The following is a 15,926-nucleotide window of genomic DNA, read 5'->3' as shown; positions in this document are numbered from 1 at the left end:
GCTATTTTTTATATGAAGGGATAAGGGGAATTATTGAATTATTTCTCCTAATTTTAAACCTATTGAATCTTAATGATTCAATAATAAAAATTGACCCTACCAAGTTAAACTATGCTCTATTTTCAAAAGAACGCACTGAAATTTGGAGAATCAACGGCTTTGTTGTCCGGTTCCCAATCCCATACTTATACCACACTCATTGAGCATTCAGAAAAAGTCGCTAGTGTTTTACTTGAAAATGAGTCAGATTTAAATCAATCTCCCGTAGCTTACATGGTTGAACCGGGTTTGGACTATGTGGTTTCTCAGTGGGGTATTTGGTTAGCAGGTGGGATAGCGGTTCCCGTGGCATTGGCTCATCCTTTAGAATCCATCAAATACATTTTGCACGATACGGGCGCCAAGACCTTTATCTGTTCCGCAGCATATAAGTCCCTGCTTAAAGATTTTTGCGAGGCATCGGGCATTCGATTATTGGTTTGGGGAGAAATGCCTGCATTACATCAGAGAAGCTTACCCACTATTGATGCAGAAAGGGGAGCCATGATTTTATACACTAGTGGTACTACCAGTCTACCTAAAGGTGTATTGAGTACCCATCATGGGATAGAAAGTCAAATAAAATCCCTGGTAGAGGCCTGGAAATATACTGCTCAGGATCATACTTTATGCGTGCTTCCCTTACACCATATTCATGGAATAATCAATGTGATATCTGCCACTTTATATGTGGGAGGCAAAGTGGAGTTCCTAGCTCAATTTTCGGCAGAGGCTATTTTTGAACTATTCAAAAAAGGAGATTTAAATGTCTTTATGGCTGTTCCTACCATCTATTTTAAATTGATTGCCTATCTAGAAACTAGGTCAGAACAAGAGAGAATGGAATTAAAGAAGTACATGCAGGCATTTCGACTCATGATTTCGGGATCTGCGGCGCTACCAGTTTCGGTCATGGAAAAATGGGAGGCATTAAGTGGTCAGCGCTTGTTGGAAAGATATGGGATGACAGAAATAGGCATGGCAATCAGTAATCCGTATGAGGGAGAAAGACGGGCTGGACATGTGGGTATGCCTTTGCCTATGGTACAGGTGCGGCTTGCCAATGAAGAAAATATGGAAGTGGTGGGTGAGCCAGGAGAAATTCAAGTAAAAGGGCCAACAGTTTTTAAAGAGTATTGGGGCAAACAGCAGGCCACCGAAGAAGCCTTTACTTCCGATGGTTGGTTTAAAACCGGCGACGTGGCAGAGGTCCAGGATCATTATTATCGCATATTGGGCAGAAACTCTACTGATATTATTAAATCAGGAGGCTACAAATTATCAGCTTTGGAGATAGAGGAGGTTTTACGGACTCATCCAAACGTTGACGACTGTTCGGTGGTAGGTTTGCCAGATGAAGAATGGGGTGAGGTTGTAGCTGCGGCTGTGGTATTGAAGGTGGAAACTAGTTCAGAGGATTTAAATACATATATGCGAAGTAAAATGCCTGCTTATCGTGTTCCTCGAAAATATGTATTCTTGTCTGAGCTGCCTAGAAATGCCATGGGTAAGGTGACCAAAAACGACTTGAAACCCTTGTTTATAAAATAGCTTTTAGTAACAGGTAAAATACGCTAGGACAAAGCAAGCAGCCTAAACCCGTGTAAAAAGTCGCTGTTAAGGCTCCATAAGGGACTAGTTTTTGGTCTGTGGCGGCTAAACCCGCGGCTACTCCGCTGGTAGTTCCCATGAGTCCTCCAAATACCATGGCGGAATGCGGATTATTTAATTGAATTTTTGAGGCAATGAGCGGGGTGAAAATGGTTACGGCAATGGCTTTTACTACACCTGTTGCCACGCTTAATGCAATTACATCGGAGCTTGCTCCTAGGGCGGAGCCTGTCACGGGACCTACAATGAAAGTCAATGTTCCTGCACCAATGGTACTTAAACTTTCTGCATCATGATAATCAAATGCCCAACCCACCAAAACTCCTAGTACAAATGAAACCACTAAACCTAAAATCAAAGAAATTACACCTGCTTTTCCAGCTTGAATAATGACAGGAAAACTTACACCGAGTGCCGTAGCTACAATGCAAAAATCACGGAACATGGATCCTCCGACTAATTTAAAACCACTGAAAAATGCAATATCGGCAATTCCTTTTTCGCCCCCACTTTGCACCCCCCCATAATAAGCTAAGATTAATCCTATTAAAATGGCGATGGCAGATCCTGGGATTTTTTTTCGAAGAATTCTTGTGGAAATTTGTTCTGAAATGAGCATGATGATGGCAATCACCATGAAACTGGTAATCATACCATTTTTTTCGAAGAAAGAAATGATGTTCATTCGTTGGTAGTTTTAATGGTGGAAATGAGCGGGACTAAAGCAAATCCTAGCACCACGATGAGAATTCCAGCCACGAGGGGAAGAATACCATGATTAAATGCCAATAATGCATTTTGGCTGGCCGACATGGCTACAATAACAGGAATATATAAATTACTCCAAAAGCCAATTCCGTCATCAAAATTACCTTTAATCCAATGCTTTTTTTGAAAATAATTATGGAGTAAAACTAGTGTTAACATCGCGAAGCCCACTCCACCGACGTTGGCTTGAACCCCAATAAATTCTCCGAGAAAATCTCCAAATAATTGGCCAGCTAGATAACTTAAAGCCAATAAACCTAAACCATAAATAAGCATCATCAATAGGGTATAAAAACGAATATATGAAATTTTGTAATAACCTTAAACTATCTGTTTTTGCTTATTTGAATTGTTGCAACCATTGAAGAGCGCTTTCCTCCCGACTAAAGCTTTTGATAGGAATTGGTGGTTTTTGGAATTGAAATACCATTTTCATGATTAATTGTGAAAGCCCAGGTGCAGAAACCATGGCCATAGCTTTATATACTTGGGATAATTGTTCTCGGGAGAATTGACGGGTTTCTTTGTCGGGTACAGGGGATTTACACAAATATATCAGCAAAGGCATGGCTTGGTTTTGCGTAATCTTTTTAACTAATTCAATATTTTCTTGAATCAATGGTACCGTTCTTTTGATAGGTTTAGATTGAGAAAATAGAATGCCGTCTTCAATCCAATAGTCTGCGATTTCGCCAGAAAAGATATGTATATGGTCTTGTTGATTTTTCATATGTATTCAGGAGAATTTATTCCTGAATATAAACAACTTTAGGAAATTAAATATTGGCTAAATATTCCTTAGGTAATAAGCCTGTTCTTTTCTTAACAGCGGAAATAAAAGAGGTTCTTGAGCCAAAACCCAAAGAATTTCCAATGTATTCAATGGAATATTTATCGAAATTTTGATCGGTTAATCGCATGATTTTTAAATACTCAAAGCGGGCATCATTCACGAATTCATTAAAATTTTTATCAAATTCCTGATTTATCACAGTTGAGACTAAATAAGCGGGAACGTTGATTTCCCTAGATAAATCAGCTAGACAATAACCGATAGTAGTAAATGGGTGATTTTCTCTAAAATGTGTTTCTATGGAATTTAATATACTGATTCCATGATAATGGCTCACATAAGTAATATCATCATTTTCAACGCTTTTTTGATCAGTGGTGAAGGTAGTATTTTGTAAAGACTTAACAGGTTCATCCATTTGAATCCAGCCAATCATCCCATATAGAATTTTAGGCTGGGTAAACAAATAAATGCATATGAATAGAATTTCACAGGAAATCACAAAAACAATCATTTTTGCCAAGAATATACCTTTGATAAATTGAAGAAATGTGATGATAGCTACCAACAATGTACCAATAAAAATAAGACCCATACTTACCCATAAAAACCGGTAAATTTGTTTGTTTCTTTCAATTTGAATTTTTGATTCAAATATTTTTTTGCGTCTTCTTAATAATAAAATTAATGCAGCAAACATACTGATTAGTAATACGAGGATTCGTATTATGGGTAGCCATCCTGGAGGCAATAGACCTTCTGCTTCTTGTATAAATTCAATGCGATTACTCAACGCTCTTTTTACAATCACAAGTTTTTCCGCTCGACTTAAAATATCAAATGGAAGGCGATGAACCTGATATAATAGGGCAGGAATAAACATAAATGAATCTTTCCAGTAGAGCTTGTAAGATTGATTTAAAACTGTTCTTACATATAAATAAAATAATGGTCCTATGCAGAATGCGGCCCAAGTATATGTTTTAAAGAATTGTGGGTAATCATACAAGATAGTAGATAAGGTTAGGCTATTACCCACGGTTAAAATCACCAAACAAAACAAAATGGCAGATAGAATTTTTGAGCTTAAAGTTGCAATGTCTTGTCCGAAAAATAATATTATACTAACGACTAGCCCAATACTAGACGATAATATGGTAAAAATAAATAGTGGTAAATCAGCCATTGGTCGACAAAAAATGCGTTGCAAAGATCGATGCTATTTTAGTTTTTAGTGGCCAAATAAAATATTATTAAGTATAGCTTTTCAAAGGCTAGATATGTTTTTCCCTTTATATTAATTTTTCAGTACGACTAAATAAGTACTGAAAAACAAGTTTAAACAGGTTATTGCTTGGGTAAATTTAACATGTTCTGATTTTCAAATTTTTCTTTATGTTGTTCATAATCCTGAAAGATGAACATGATGAATTTTTACACCATATATTTTTCAAACAATTTTGTAATTCGATAAGTTATCAAGCTTAATGAATTTTTAGGCTATCTTAAAATTGTGTGTCATTATTCAGCAAACTAGAAAAAATATCAAGGGCATATGAGCTTAAAAAGCCCTAATCAATTAATCACATTATAATTATAGAACACAGGTTTGGAAATCCTTTGGCTAATAGCTGAGGGGTTTTTGGTTTATAAGGATAATAGATTTTATTGTCGTTTTAAATAGATTTTTTGGTAAAAGAAATTCAAGCTTTTAAAATCAGGTAATTTTATCATGTTAACTTCTTTGTCAAGCCGTATAATATCAAGGTTTTGGCTGCTAAATCTTTGCCAACTGGGTAAATTTTTAGAATTAGGATTAGCAAATTTTGCAAAGTTGATCCAGTAGGAAGACATGGTTTTTTCCAATTGGAAATCGGCTTTTTCCCACGGACGATTCACCAGATGTAAGGTGCTCAAGGCGTAGGGGACTTCAGCTGTGTGAAATGCTTTGAATTTTTTATATTCTCCGTAGGCAGGTACCACCCTCGTGAATCTGTACACATATACGGGGTTTCCATGATTACTTTGGAGTGTAGCAAGTATGTAATTAGGGGCACCAAATACTAAGTCCCTGGATAAGTTTAGTTGGGATTGCACTGCTATGGAATCATTACTGCCAGGATAATGTGTCAATAGTTCTTGGGCTAAAGAGCCGTATTGTTTTTCTATATCTGAACGGTATTCCTGGGCTTTTTTAATTGGTCCCATAACTAGTCCTTCATCCTCATTCCAGCCTGTAAGCAAAGGAACTTGGTGCTGTTTTTTCTGATTGAATATCTGTTCGATACTTTCAGGCATGAAATATCCATCCACGATAATGACATTTCGTGCAGATGCTTTTTTTAATAATTCTTCGGCTGGAATGGCTCTCATTTGATCTATTTGGAATAAACCTAAATTGTCCATCGTTTTTTTACCTATTTCCTCTGATTCTTTAAGGCTAGGCATAGCTTGGCTTGAGCTAAGTGGATTTCTGGGCAATAAGCCCGCACCACTTTCTGCAATGGCCTTGTGAAATAGGCCTTTCGCCAGTGGTGATGCCATTAAGCTAACAACAGCAAAGGAACCGGCAGATTGACCTGCAATGGTCACATTAGTAGGATCACCTCCAAATTGAGCTATATTATTTTTAACCCATTGTAATGCGGCGATTTGATCTAATAGACCATAATTACCCGATGTTTTCATGGGCGACTCTTGGCTCAGAGCAGGATGAGAAAAAAAACCGAAAATCCCCACTCGATAATTAATGCTCACATACACGACCCCCTTTGAGGCTAAATTTATCCCATCGTAAATTGGAACCGAACTGCCGCCAGAAGAAAATCCACCCCCATGTATCCACACCAACACAGGTTTTTTATCTGTCTTTTTTTGTGCATTGGTCCAAACGTTTAAATAAAGGCAGTCCTCTTGTATGGGTTCTTTAGGTATTAGAAATTCCTCTGACCACATGTAAAATGGGCTGGGTGTTCTTTGCATGGCACTAGGACCAAAGGCTTGGCATGTTTTTACTCCTTCCCAAGCAGCCACTGGCATGGGGGCTTTCCAGCGTAAAGGGCCTACAGGAGGAGCGGCAAAGGGTATGCCCTTAAAGGATTTAACCCCATTTTTCTCTACGGTTCCTTGTATATAGCCAGGTGCAATCTTAATTTTTGTTCCCACCGGTTCATCTTTAAACGAAGCATGTGTTTTGGAGAAACAAACTGACAGGAAATAGAAGAATAGTAGAGCAATTTTTTTCATACGAATAGTTCTTTGGGGGCTTATTGTAATTGAATTTCTAATGGAATGGCTAAATGAGAATTTCCCCATTAATTGAATTCAACAAAGCTTTACACACTTATATATTATCTATAAAAGGCTGGCTGTAATGACGTTTTCCAGTGGCTTTATATAATGCGTTTGCTAAGGCCGCAAAAACAGGTGGATAAGCAGGTTCTCCCATACCACTAGGATCTAGTTCATTTTTGACAAAATGGATATTCATGGCTCTAGGAGCTTCATTCATACGAATCATGCGATAAGTATCAAAGTTTTTATGTTGGGGAACACCATTTTCCAGGGTCATTTTTCCAAATAACGCCGTCCCTATTCCGTCTACAACACCTCCTTCTACCATATTTAATGCTCCCGTAGGATTAATGATGATACCGCAATCAATGGCACTGTGCACTTTCTGAATAATAGGCAATCCGTCTTTTATTTCTAATTCAATGACGTTTGCGGCATACGAATCATGGCAGAAATATGCAGCCACCCCCACTTTTTTAGTGGATTTTATACTATCCCAATTGGACTTTTCTTTCACTAATTTTAATACCCCTGCATATCTTTTTGGTTCATATTCGTTATTTTTTCCAACAGGTTTTTCCTCGGCACGTTTTAGCAATTCCAATCGAAAATCGATAGGATCCTTACCTGCTAATTCTGCTACTTCATCTAAAAAGGATTGTTCAGCAGCAGCCATAAAATTTGATCTTGGTGCTCTGAAAGAGCCAACGGTAATATTGGAGTCAATCGTCCAATCTTCTGCTAAATAATGATCTACGGCACCAGCGGGGAAACGATTGGGGTAAAGAGGGGATTCTGGAATTCCACCCGCTTTCACATGGAAAGCAATCAGGTTATTTTGTGCATCCAAACCAGCTTTAAAAGTAGCAGAGTAGGTGGAGCGATAAACCCCAGAAGTCATATCGTCTTCACGGCTATACATTAATTTGACAGGCGCTTGTACCTTTTGAGAGATTAATGCGGCTTCTATCATCCAATGCGCATAGGAGCGTTTACCAAATCCTCCTCCCAAACGAGTCATTTGGATATTGATTTTCTCTAGCGGAAGACCTATTCGAGCAGAAAGAGCCTGTTCTGTTAATTCAGGTTTTTGAAGGGGGCCAGATAAATGAGCGGAATCCGCTTTTACATCAGCAAAAAAATTCATTGGCTCCATGCAATTATGTGCCAAATATGGCCCATAATAGGTTCTTTCTACGATTTTTGCTGCTAGTTTAAAGGCTGATTCTACATCTCCGTCTTTTCGTCTCACGGTGGCAGCTTGATCTTTTTTAGCTGCCATTTGGGCCAGATGCTTCGTGGTATTTTCTAATCCAGCAGGAATGTTTTCAACCATTTTTCGACCCAGCATATTTCTGTTTTGAGAATACGCTTTTGCTTCTTGCCATTCTACCTGCAAGACTTTTTTAGCTTGCATTACTTCCCAAGTGGAGTTCCCCACGATGGCAACCACCTCATTGAAACTGATGGTATCAAAAAAGGCCTTTTCATAGCCGTCTTGGAACACTTTAATGGGGAATATATCTTTGATTCCTCTCATCTTACGCGCCTCGGCATCTTGTATGGATTTTAATTCCAAACCAAAAGCCGGTGGATGAACAATCATGGCATAGAGCATACCTTTTACTTGCGTGTCAATTCCAAACAAAGGCTTTCCTGTGACAATCTTTTTTAAGTCGACATTTTGTTTGGATTTCCCTATGATGGAAAAATCTTTGACCGACTTTAAAGGTATATGTTTAGGGACAGGGATTTGGGCCGCAAGACTAGCCAATTCACCATATTTCGCGGATTTCCCACTTTTTTTATGTTGTAAATAACCAAGGGAAGTACTTATTTCTTCTATGGGTACTTGCCATTGTTTAGCAGCAGCTTCCATCAACATTCGTCGGGCTGTCGCACCTGCTTGTCGGAGAGGCATCCAGCCTTGATGAATGGCTTGGCTACCTCCGATGTATTGTCGAGTAAAATGTTTGGTATCTAAATCCGCTTGAATGACTTGCACCTGTTTCCAATTCACATCCAATTCCTCTGCTACAATCATGGGCATGGAGGTTTTTACCCCTTGGCCACCTTCAGGATTTGGTGACATGATTTGAATGATGTTATCTGAAGTGATTTTTACAAAACCGTTGATTTCATGCGGAGTTTTTGGCGTATCAATGGTAGATTTTCCTGAGGAGGCAAAACTAGAAAAATGGGTAAAACTTAACATGAATCCTCCTCCGCTTAGAGCGGCAGATTGCAAAAAGGATCTACGGTTTAGTTTTTCCATGATGTCAAGTCGGTTAATTTGGTAAAATATAAAGGAATGTAAACGGGTAATCAACGCTTAATTTAACCCTTTATTTTTTAGAAAATTATGTAAAAGTTCAGCTATTTCCACATTATTCAAATCAGAAAAAGGGAAGTGGTTTTTTCAAAATTTTTAAAATAAAATTTAGAGTGTTTCATACGATTAATGTTTGATTTGGTGAGTATCCCGAACACTACTAAATGTTAAGGCTAAAAGCTTCCAATCTTGCCCATTTTTTTGATATACTTCCGTTACGGTAAATTCATTAACTGCAACTTGTTCCCTGACTACCGCATCTAAGGTAATTCGATTCCATACGATGGCAGTATTACCAAAAAGCTCCACAGCGGTATCTTTTACGGTAACTTTTTTATACCATATTCTACCTGTTTTGATGATATCTAATTCTTCTCCTTTTTTCCAGGTACCACTCATGTGTACGAATTTTGACTTTTCATCAAATAATTGGCTCAACTTTTCGACGTCTTTATCAGCCATCCATTGCCATTTATCAAGGGATAGTTTAATAAGATTTTGTTCTTCATTACTTTGCTGTGCCATGGCTAATTGTGTAAATAAAACGACAAAAGAGAAGGTAAATACGATTGATTTCATAAGATTATGTAGATAGATGTTAACTGAATATTTCAATACAAATTTCCATGGAATAATTATTAATTAAGGATATAAACTACTGAATTTTCTACCATTTTTACTCATTCTGATTTATAGTGAAATCAGCTATATATGAAACAGTTACATTTGGAATAAAATTGAAAAATATGGAAAAGGTATATGCCATCAATCAGATTAGTCAGTACAATTCAGATAATAATCACGTCACATTACATCCTTTAGTGAGTGTCATTGATTTTTCTAAAGCTAATCTTCGCGATTGGGGTCCAGATGTTACCCGAATCAAATTTCAATATGGCTTATATTGCATTTATTTAAAGGATGTTAAATGTGGAGATATTGTGTATGGTCGTCATACTTATGATTACCAAGCTGGAACTCTCGTCTTTTTTGCTCCTGGCCAAGTATCTGAATTTGAAATTCCTGGAGGTCCATATCAACCTAAAGGCTATGGATTGATTTTTCATCCTGATTTGGTTCATGGAACGTCTTTAGCTAAGTCCTTACCTTTATATCATTTTTTTAGTTATCAATCCAATGAAGCCTTGCACATTTCCGATGCGGAAAGACAGGTTGTACTTGATTGTTTATCCAAGATTGAGTTTGAATTGAATCAAAGAGTAGACAAACACAGTAAGAAATTAATTACTGCGAACATTGAATTGTTTTTGAATTATTGTGAACGTTTTTATGATCGCCAATTTATTTCCAGAGAGCACGTTAACCAAGGGATATTAGCCAAATTTGAGGAGCTATTAAATACGTATTTCTTATCGGAAAAGCCACAAATTTTCGGTCTTCCATCGGTGGCCTATTTTGCGGATCAATTACATCTTTCCGCGAATTATTTTGGCGATTTAATTAAAAAAGAAACGGGGAAATCTGTAAAGGAATTAATACAAAATAAATTAATTGATGTGGCCAAAGAACGAATATTTGAAGGAGAAAAGTCCATCAATGAAATTGCGCATGATTTAGGATTTAAATATCCACAACATTTTACTCGAGTATTTAAACAACATGTGGGAAATACACCATTACAATTTCGCCATTTGAATTAATTAACACATATGTCTGTTGTAACCTTAAACAATGGAGTTAAAATGCCCATATTAGGTTTTGGAGTATTCCAAATACCTGATGCATTCACTTGCGAAAAAAGTGTCAGTGAAGCTATCGAAGTGGGTTATCGCTCCATCGATACCGCAGCGTCCTATGGAAATGAGGTCGCTGTGGGATTAGCTATTAAGTCGGCAGGAGTGCCCCGCCTAGATTTATTTATCACTACCAAACTTTGGATTCAAGGAAATGGCTATGAAGGTACATTAGCGGCTTTTGAAAAATCTATGCAAAAATTGCAGCTTGATTACCTCGATTTATACTTGATTCATCAACCTAATGGGGATGTTTTTGGCGAGTGGCGAGCCATGGAAAAGTTATACCACGAAGGACGTATCCGAGCGATTGGAGTTAGTAATTTTCAGCCAGACAGAATCGTGGATTTAATGAACCATACCGATGTGGTTCCAGCCGTTAATCAGGTGGAAACGCATCCATTTCAACAACAAATTGCGAATCAACAATTTTTAAATGAGTGTCAAATTCAAATAGAATCTTGGGGGCCATTTGCCGAAGGGAAAAATGGGATATTTGAAAATCCACTTTTGGCTTCCATTGCACAAGCTCATGGGAAGTCGATAGCCCAAGTTGTTTTGCGTTGGCTCATTCAAAGGAGTGTGGTGGTCATTCCTAAAACGGTTAATCGAAATCGGATGGAAGAGAATTTTCAAATTTTTGATTTCAGTCTGACGGATGAAGAGATGGTTTTGATCCAGTCTTTAGATACTAAGACCAGTAGTTTTTTCGATCATCGCGATCCAGCGATGGTTAAGTGGTTAGGCACGAGGAAAATTGAAAATTAAGTTGTTTGATTTCTGTAATTATTACACGTTCCAATTGAATACATTTGTACACTTTTTATACATATCAAACCATGATAAAGAAATTCACCTTACGAATTAACAAGAAAACCTACACCGTTGAGGCAGATGAAAATATGCCACTTTTATGGGTATTGAGGGATGTATTAGATTTAAAAGGAACCAAATATGGTTGTGGTGTCGGTTCCTGTGGAGCATGTACGGTACATTTGAATGGAATTGCAGTTCGTTCCTGTCAATTACCTATTTCATCATTAGCCAACCAGAATATTACAACCATCGAAGGTTTGGCTGAAAAAGGAGATCATCCTGTACAAAAAGCATGGTTGGATTTGGACGTAGCTCAATGCGGTTATTGTCAAGCGGGTCAAATCATGAGTGCGGCCGCTTTATTAAAAAGCAATCCACGTCCTAGTGAAGAGGATATTGACAATTTTATGTCAGGTAATATTTGTCGATGCGGTACCTATACGCGTATTAAAAAAGCTATTCAACAAGCAGCAGCTAAGAAATAATATGAAAAAGACAGAAAATACATATAGCAGACGCTCGTTTTTGAAAGTTTCTTCGCTTACGGGTGGCGGATTCATGTTAGGAATCTCTTGGATGGCTAGTGCCAAGCCAGAAGAAAAATTAGCGGTCATGGAGGTTGAACCTATCTGGCAAGAGTTAACTAGTTACATTAAAATTACGCCAGAAAATGTGATTAAGATCTACTCTCCTAACCCAGAGTTTGGGCAAAACGTGATGACGTCTATGCCCATGCTAATCGCAGAGGAATTGGACGTTGATTTTAAAAGTATTATAGTCGAGCAAGCCAGTTATAATCCGGCGCTTTTCAACCGTCAATTTACAGGAGGAAGCCAGTCGATCCGTTCCGCATGGAAATTATTACGTACGGCGGGGGCATCGGCACGACAAATGATTTTGACTGCAGCTAGTCAGGCATGGAATGTACCCGTATCGGAATTGACTACATCTAAAGGACAAGTGAAACATGCGTCAAGTGGGAAAACTGGAAGCTATGGGTCATTTTCTACTGCGGCATCCAAATTACCTGTGCCTAAGGATATTGTATTAAAAGCAAATAAAGGCTTTAGGCTTTTGGGTACTCCTCAGAAAAATGTGGAAGGAACTAAGATAGTTCATGGCAAACCCTTGTTTGGTATGGATTATACAGAAGCGGGCATGCTCATTGCCATGACGGAGCGTCCGCCGGCTTTTGGTATGCGCTTGAAATCGTTTGATGCCACAGCTGCCAAAAAAATGCCTGGTATAGTTGATGTATTTACCATTCAGGTTTATGAGCCTAATCAAAAATTGGCCATGTTTGATACTCGTTCGTTCAATGAGGTCATAGCGGTGGTAGGCAAAACTACTTGGGATGTTATGAATGCCCGTAAAAAGTTGAATGTAGTTTGGGAAAATGCCCCAGAAACCAAAGAAATAGTGAATAACCGGGAGACTATTGTTCCAGGGGGCTTGGAAAGTTCAGCAAAACACTATGCCGATATGTTGGCTATGGATAAAAAGCCAGGTCGTGTAGAGCGTAAAGATGGAGAGCCTGAAAAAGCATTTGAGGCCGCCAAGCATATCATTGAACGTACCTATACAGCTCCATTCTTGGCCCATAACATTATGGAGCCTACCAATACTTTTGCTCATTTTCAAGGAAATAAAGTGAGGTTTGTGGCACCAATTCAAGGCCCAGATTTTATCGCTAATACGATAGCAACTCGTTTAGGTATTCCTAAGGAAAACATAGAGATAAATTTGGCTCGTATGGGTGGTGGATTCGGACGTCGCGCTTATGGACATTATATGGTGGAGGCAGCCTTAATTTCCAAGCAAGCTAATGCCCCCATTAAATTAGTGTATAGTCGCGAAGATGATGTAAGCGGTGGTATTTATCGTCCAACTTACCAGTTGACATACCGTGCAGCATTTGATGAAAACAAACGATTAACGGCAATTCACATCAAAGGAGGGGGTATTCCAGAGTCCCCTTTGCATGCTAATCGTTTTCCAGCTGGAGCTTTGGACAATTACTTGGCAGAAAGTTGGTCCATTCCTTCCAACATTACCATTGGAGCATTTCGTGCGCCCCGCTCGAACTTCAACGCCGCAGCGGAGCAGTCGTTTTTAGACGAAATTTCTGAATACATGGGTAAGGACCCCATCGCTTTTCGATTGGAATTATTACAAAGAGCCAAAGATAAGCCCGTAGGTAAAAACAATGATTATGATGCATCCCGTTACATGGGAGTATTAGAATTGGTACGGGATAAGTCGGGATGGGGAAAACCAGAAAATGCAAATAAAAAACGTGGTGTAGCGGCTTATTTCTGCCATAATTCTTATGCCGCACAAGTGATAGACCTGCATGTTAAAGATGGTCAGGTGATTGTGGACCACGTAATTTCTGCTGTAGATTGCGGAGTGGTTGTAAATCCCGAAGGCGCCAAAAATATGGCAGAAGGTGCAGCGATTGATGGGATTGGGAATGCTCTATTTGGGAATTTAACTTTTACAGAAGGTCGTACGGATCAAAAGAATTTTGATACGTATCGGATGATTCGCCATCATGAGGCTCCAAAGAAAATAGACGTACATTTTGTTGCCAATGAGGTAGACCCAACAGGTCTGGGAGAGCCTCCTTTCCCTCCAATTTTTGGCGCAATGGCAAATGCTATCTATCAAGCCACGGGTAAGAGATTGTACAAACAACCTTTTGGAAACCAAATTGGATAAAAATAGAAAAATTGAAAGCCCGTCAAACTAAAATTTGACGGGCTTTTTTATAGCTATTTTGAATCGTCTAAAAATTGAAAATCAACAAGAATATGGTATTATCGTAATCTAGATCTACGATTATGATTAAACTACCAAAGAAATGCATGCATTGGGCTTTATGTCTAGCCCTAATTTTGGCCTCTCATTCTCTACTTGCTCAAGCCAGTAATCCTGTTCTAAAGCTTTTTCCCGCAGGAACAGTGCTTCATGCAAACATCCCATTTGCGAAGGATACCTTGAAAAAACATTTACTCGATATTTATTTGCCTGCAAATTCCACAGGTAAAATTCCCTTGGTGGTCTTCATTCATGGAGGCGGCTGGTTGGTCAATGATAAATATGCGGACATGGGTTATATGGGCAATACTTTAACCGCATTGATTAATCGAGGATTTGCTGTAGCTTCCATCGATTATCGTTGGGCTAGTCAAGCCATCTTTCCTGCTCAAATTCAAGATTGTTACCAAGCCTTGACTTTTTTGGTAGAGCAAGCTGATACATACCATCTGGATAGGAATAAAATAGCTGTGATGGGATTTTCTGCGGGGGGGCATTTGGCTTCCTTAGTAGGTTTAGCCAATAACAATAAGGTCTCCGAGTTTTTTATGGATGGCAAAGCAAAGAAATTCAATATCAAAGCCGTGGTAGATTTTTATGGACCATCAGATTTAACTAGCTTGGAAAGTAGCGATGACTCTAAAGCTCCTGAGGCTATATTATTAGGAGCGGTGCCTGTGGAGAGACCAGATTTAGCCAAAAAAGCTAGTCCAGTGAGTTACGTTGACAAACTAGATCCCCCATTTCTTATAATTCATGGAGAGAAAGATAAAACTGTCAAAAATAAACAGTCTAAGCTTTTAAGTGGATGGTTAAGTACGGTAGGTGTTATGAATGAACTCATCATTGTCAAAGACGCACCGCATTTTGGGCGAATGTTTGATACGGAAGAACTAAAATCCAAGGTATTGCAATTCTTGGAAGGGGCTATAAAGCCTTAGTTTACTCGCCTAAATAGATGATTAAAATTATAATTAAGCCCAACGCTCCAAAGTAAATCATCTCCTGCTAAAGCTGAGCGGAGTTTTTTACTAAAAATGCTGGTTAAAGTAAATGGACTTTTATTTTTGGAAATGATGAGTGTACCACTCAGGTAAGTTCCGTCTACTCCATCCATATTGAGGTAAAAAAACTGAGGAATGACTGTGGCATTCCAGTTTTTATCCAAGGATAAATGGGAGAAAATGGTTTTAAAAGATAAAAAAGTGGTGCTTTGTGTCACGTCTTTGCTTAAGCCAGCGGAGCCTAAATAATTAAATCCTAGAGATATATTTTTATGAATGGAAAGGGTGGGAGTTGCTTCCCAAGCAAAAAACCTTTGCGCCTTTAAATACGTGGTATTTACTCCGTTTACGTTGGCTTCTTCTGAACGAAAAACAAAGGCTGGATGTGCCCCAACACTCATTTTGAAGTTTTTTTGTTGGATCGCTTTATATCTCCACCAAAGCACAAAGGCCCAAGGTTTACCATTCATAGCAAAGCGGAACATAGGGTCAAAACTTAAGCGCCCTTTTCCAATAGATAAGTCAAATAATACTGCAGGTTTACCCAGTGAAAAGGAAGGAATTAAGGACACACCGTTGTTGGTGGCGGTAATCTGACCAGCAAAAAAAGAGGGTGTTTTAGTTGTATCAGTTTGAGCAAATAAATGGTTTACACTTACTAGTAAAACTAGCAAGAGAGTGGTTGTAAGTTTCAT

14 protein-coding genes are annotated in these 15,926 nt (G+C 38.5%); 6 read left to right on the top strand and 8 right to left on the bottom strand.

Annotation, left to right across the window (positions count from 1 at the left end):
* The first annotated feature begins 111 nt into the window (after positions 1-111).
* Positions 112-1,590 (top strand): acyl-CoA synthetase, encoded by a 1,479-nt coding sequence (locus tag ESB04_RS07640; protein ID WP_129027144.1) that lies wholly within the window; start codon positions 112-114, stop codon positions 1,588-1,590.
* Here ESB04_RS07640 and madM read toward each other — a convergent pair.
* The 7 genes from madM to ESB04_RS07605 form a co-directional block, all read right to left on the bottom strand.
* A complete protein-coding gene (gene madM / locus ESB04_RS07635; RefSeq protein WP_129027143.1) occupies positions 1,580-2,335 on the bottom strand; it encodes a malonate transporter subunit MadM in 756 nt (251 codons plus the stop codon). The genes ESB04_RS07640 and madM overlap by 11 nt on opposite strands.
* A complete protein-coding gene (locus ESB04_RS07630; protein ID WP_235832198.1) occupies positions 2,332-2,697 on the bottom strand; it encodes a malonate transporter subunit MadL in 366 nt (121 codons plus the stop codon). The genes madM and ESB04_RS07630 overlap by 4 nt, the downstream gene beginning before the upstream one ends.
* Before the next feature lie 61 nt (positions 2,698-2,758).
* A complete protein-coding gene (locus tag ESB04_RS07625) occupies positions 2,759-3,148 on the bottom strand; it encodes a DUF7793 family protein (RefSeq protein WP_129027142.1) in 390 nt (129 codons plus the stop codon).
* A 46-nt stretch (positions 3,149-3,194) separates the two neighbouring features.
* Positions 3,195-4,397 carry a helix-turn-helix domain-containing protein gene (locus tag ESB04_RS07620; RefSeq protein WP_129027141.1) on the bottom strand — a complete coding sequence of 401 codons (1,203 nt, stop codon included), beginning with the start codon at positions 4,395-4,397 and terminating at the stop codon, positions 3,195-3,197.
* A gap of 479 nt (positions 4,398-4,876) precedes the next feature.
* Positions 4,877-6,457 (bottom strand): carboxylesterase/lipase family protein, encoded by a 1,581-nt coding sequence (locus ESB04_RS07615; protein WP_129027140.1) that lies wholly within the window; start codon positions 6,455-6,457, stop codon positions 4,877-4,879.
* A gap of 97 nt (positions 6,458-6,554) precedes the next feature.
* Complete coding sequence (locus ESB04_RS07610; protein WP_129027139.1) at positions 6,555-8,780, bottom strand: xanthine dehydrogenase family protein molybdopterin-binding subunit; 2,226 nt, start codon at positions 8,778-8,780, stop codon at positions 6,555-6,557.
* Between the two features lie 183 nt (positions 8,781-8,963).
* On the bottom strand, positions 8,964-9,416 hold the full coding sequence (locus ESB04_RS07605) for a nuclear transport factor 2 family protein (protein WP_129027138.1): 453 nt from the start codon (positions 9,414-9,416) through the stop codon (positions 8,964-8,966).
* Positions 9,417-9,583: 167 nt separating this feature from the next.
* On the opposite strand from ESB04_RS07605, the gene ESB04_RS07600 reads away from it, so the two are divergent.
* The 5 genes from ESB04_RS07600 (at position 9,584) to ESB04_RS07580 (ending at position 15,168) form a co-directional block, all read left to right on the top strand.
* The gene (locus ESB04_RS07600) at positions 9,584-10,498 is read left to right on the top strand and encodes a helix-turn-helix domain-containing protein (protein WP_129027137.1); all 915 of its coding nucleotides are present in this window, start codon (positions 9,584-9,586) and stop codon (positions 10,496-10,498) included.
* A gap of 9 nt (positions 10,499-10,507) precedes the next feature.
* Positions 10,508-11,359, top strand: a complete 852-nt coding sequence (locus tag ESB04_RS07595; RefSeq protein ID WP_129027136.1) for an aldo/keto reductase — start codon at positions 10,508-10,510, stop codon at positions 11,357-11,359.
* A 71-nt stretch (positions 11,360-11,430) separates the two neighbouring features.
* Positions 11,431-11,892 carry a (2Fe-2S)-binding protein gene (locus ESB04_RS07590; protein ID WP_129027135.1) on the top strand — a complete coding sequence of 154 codons (462 nt, stop codon included), beginning with the start codon at positions 11,431-11,433 and terminating at the stop codon, positions 11,890-11,892.
* A 1-nt stretch (position 11,893) separates the two neighbouring features.
* A complete protein-coding gene (locus tag ESB04_RS07585) occupies positions 11,894-14,128 on the top strand; it encodes a xanthine dehydrogenase family protein molybdopterin-binding subunit (RefSeq protein ID WP_129027134.1) in 2,235 nt (744 codons plus the stop codon).
* A 122-nt stretch (positions 14,129-14,250) separates the two neighbouring features.
* Positions 14,251-15,168: an alpha/beta hydrolase gene (locus ESB04_RS07580; protein WP_235832197.1), complete on the top strand. Its 918-nt coding sequence runs from the start codon at positions 14,251-14,253 to the stop codon at positions 15,166-15,168.
* On the opposite strand, the gene ESB04_RS07575 is transcribed toward ESB04_RS07580, so the two are convergent.
* Positions 15,165-15,926, bottom strand: coding sequence for a hypothetical protein (locus ESB04_RS07575; protein WP_129027133.1), 762 nt, complete (start codon positions 15,924-15,926; stop codon positions 15,165-15,167). The two genes, ESB04_RS07580 and ESB04_RS07575, sit on opposite strands and share 4 nt — an antisense overlap.

The organism is Aquirufa rosea (assembly GCF_004118285.1).
GTDB lineage: Bacteria > Bacteroidota > Bacteroidia > Cytophagales > Spirosomataceae > Aquirufa > Aquirufa rosea.
Note: the sequence above shows the minus strand (reverse complement) of the source record. Positions and strands in the feature narration are given on the sequence as shown.

Coding starts and splice junctions, on each gene's coding strand:
- ESB04_RS07640 (WP_129027144.1), top strand. CDS start 112: ATGCTCTATTTTCAAAAGAACGCACTGAAATTTGGAGAATCAACGGCT.
- madM (WP_129027143.1), bottom strand. CDS start 2,335: ATGAACATCATTTCTTTCTTCGAAAAAAATGGTATGATTACCAGTTTC.
- ESB04_RS07630 (WP_235832198.1), bottom strand. CDS start 2,697: ATGATGCTTATTTATGGTTTAGGTTTATTGGCTTTAAGTTATCTAGCT.
- ESB04_RS07625 (WP_129027142.1), bottom strand. CDS start 3,148: ATGAAAAATCAACAAGACCATATACATATCTTTTCTGGCGAAATCGCA.
- ESB04_RS07620 (WP_129027141.1), bottom strand. CDS start 4,397: ATGGCTGATTTACCACTATTTATTTTTACCATATTATCGTCTAGTATT.
- ESB04_RS07615 (WP_129027140.1), bottom strand. CDS start 6,457: ATGAAAAAAATTGCTCTACTATTCTTCTATTTCCTGTCAGTTTGTTTC.
- ESB04_RS07610 (WP_129027139.1), bottom strand. CDS start 8,780: ATGGAAAAACTAAACCGTAGATCCTTTTTGCAATCTGCCGCTCTAAGC.
- ESB04_RS07605 (WP_129027138.1), bottom strand. CDS start 9,416: ATGAAATCAATCGTATTTACCTTCTCTTTTGTCGTTTTATTTACACAA.
- ESB04_RS07600 (WP_129027137.1), top strand. CDS start 9,584: ATGGAAAAGGTATATGCCATCAATCAGATTAGTCAGTACAATTCAGAT.
- ESB04_RS07595 (WP_129027136.1), top strand. CDS start 10,508: ATGTCTGTTGTAACCTTAAACAATGGAGTTAAAATGCCCATATTAGGT.
- ESB04_RS07590 (WP_129027135.1), top strand. CDS start 11,431: ATGATAAAGAAATTCACCTTACGAATTAACAAGAAAACCTACACCGTT.
- ESB04_RS07585 (WP_129027134.1), top strand. CDS start 11,894: ATGAAAAAGACAGAAAATACATATAGCAGACGCTCGTTTTTGAAAGTT.
- ESB04_RS07580 (WP_235832197.1), top strand. CDS start 14,251: ATGATTAAACTACCAAAGAAATGCATGCATTGGGCTTTATGTCTAGCC.
- ESB04_RS07575 (WP_129027133.1), bottom strand. CDS start 15,926: ATGAAACTTACAACCACTCTCTTGCTAGTTTTACTAGTAAGTGTAAAC.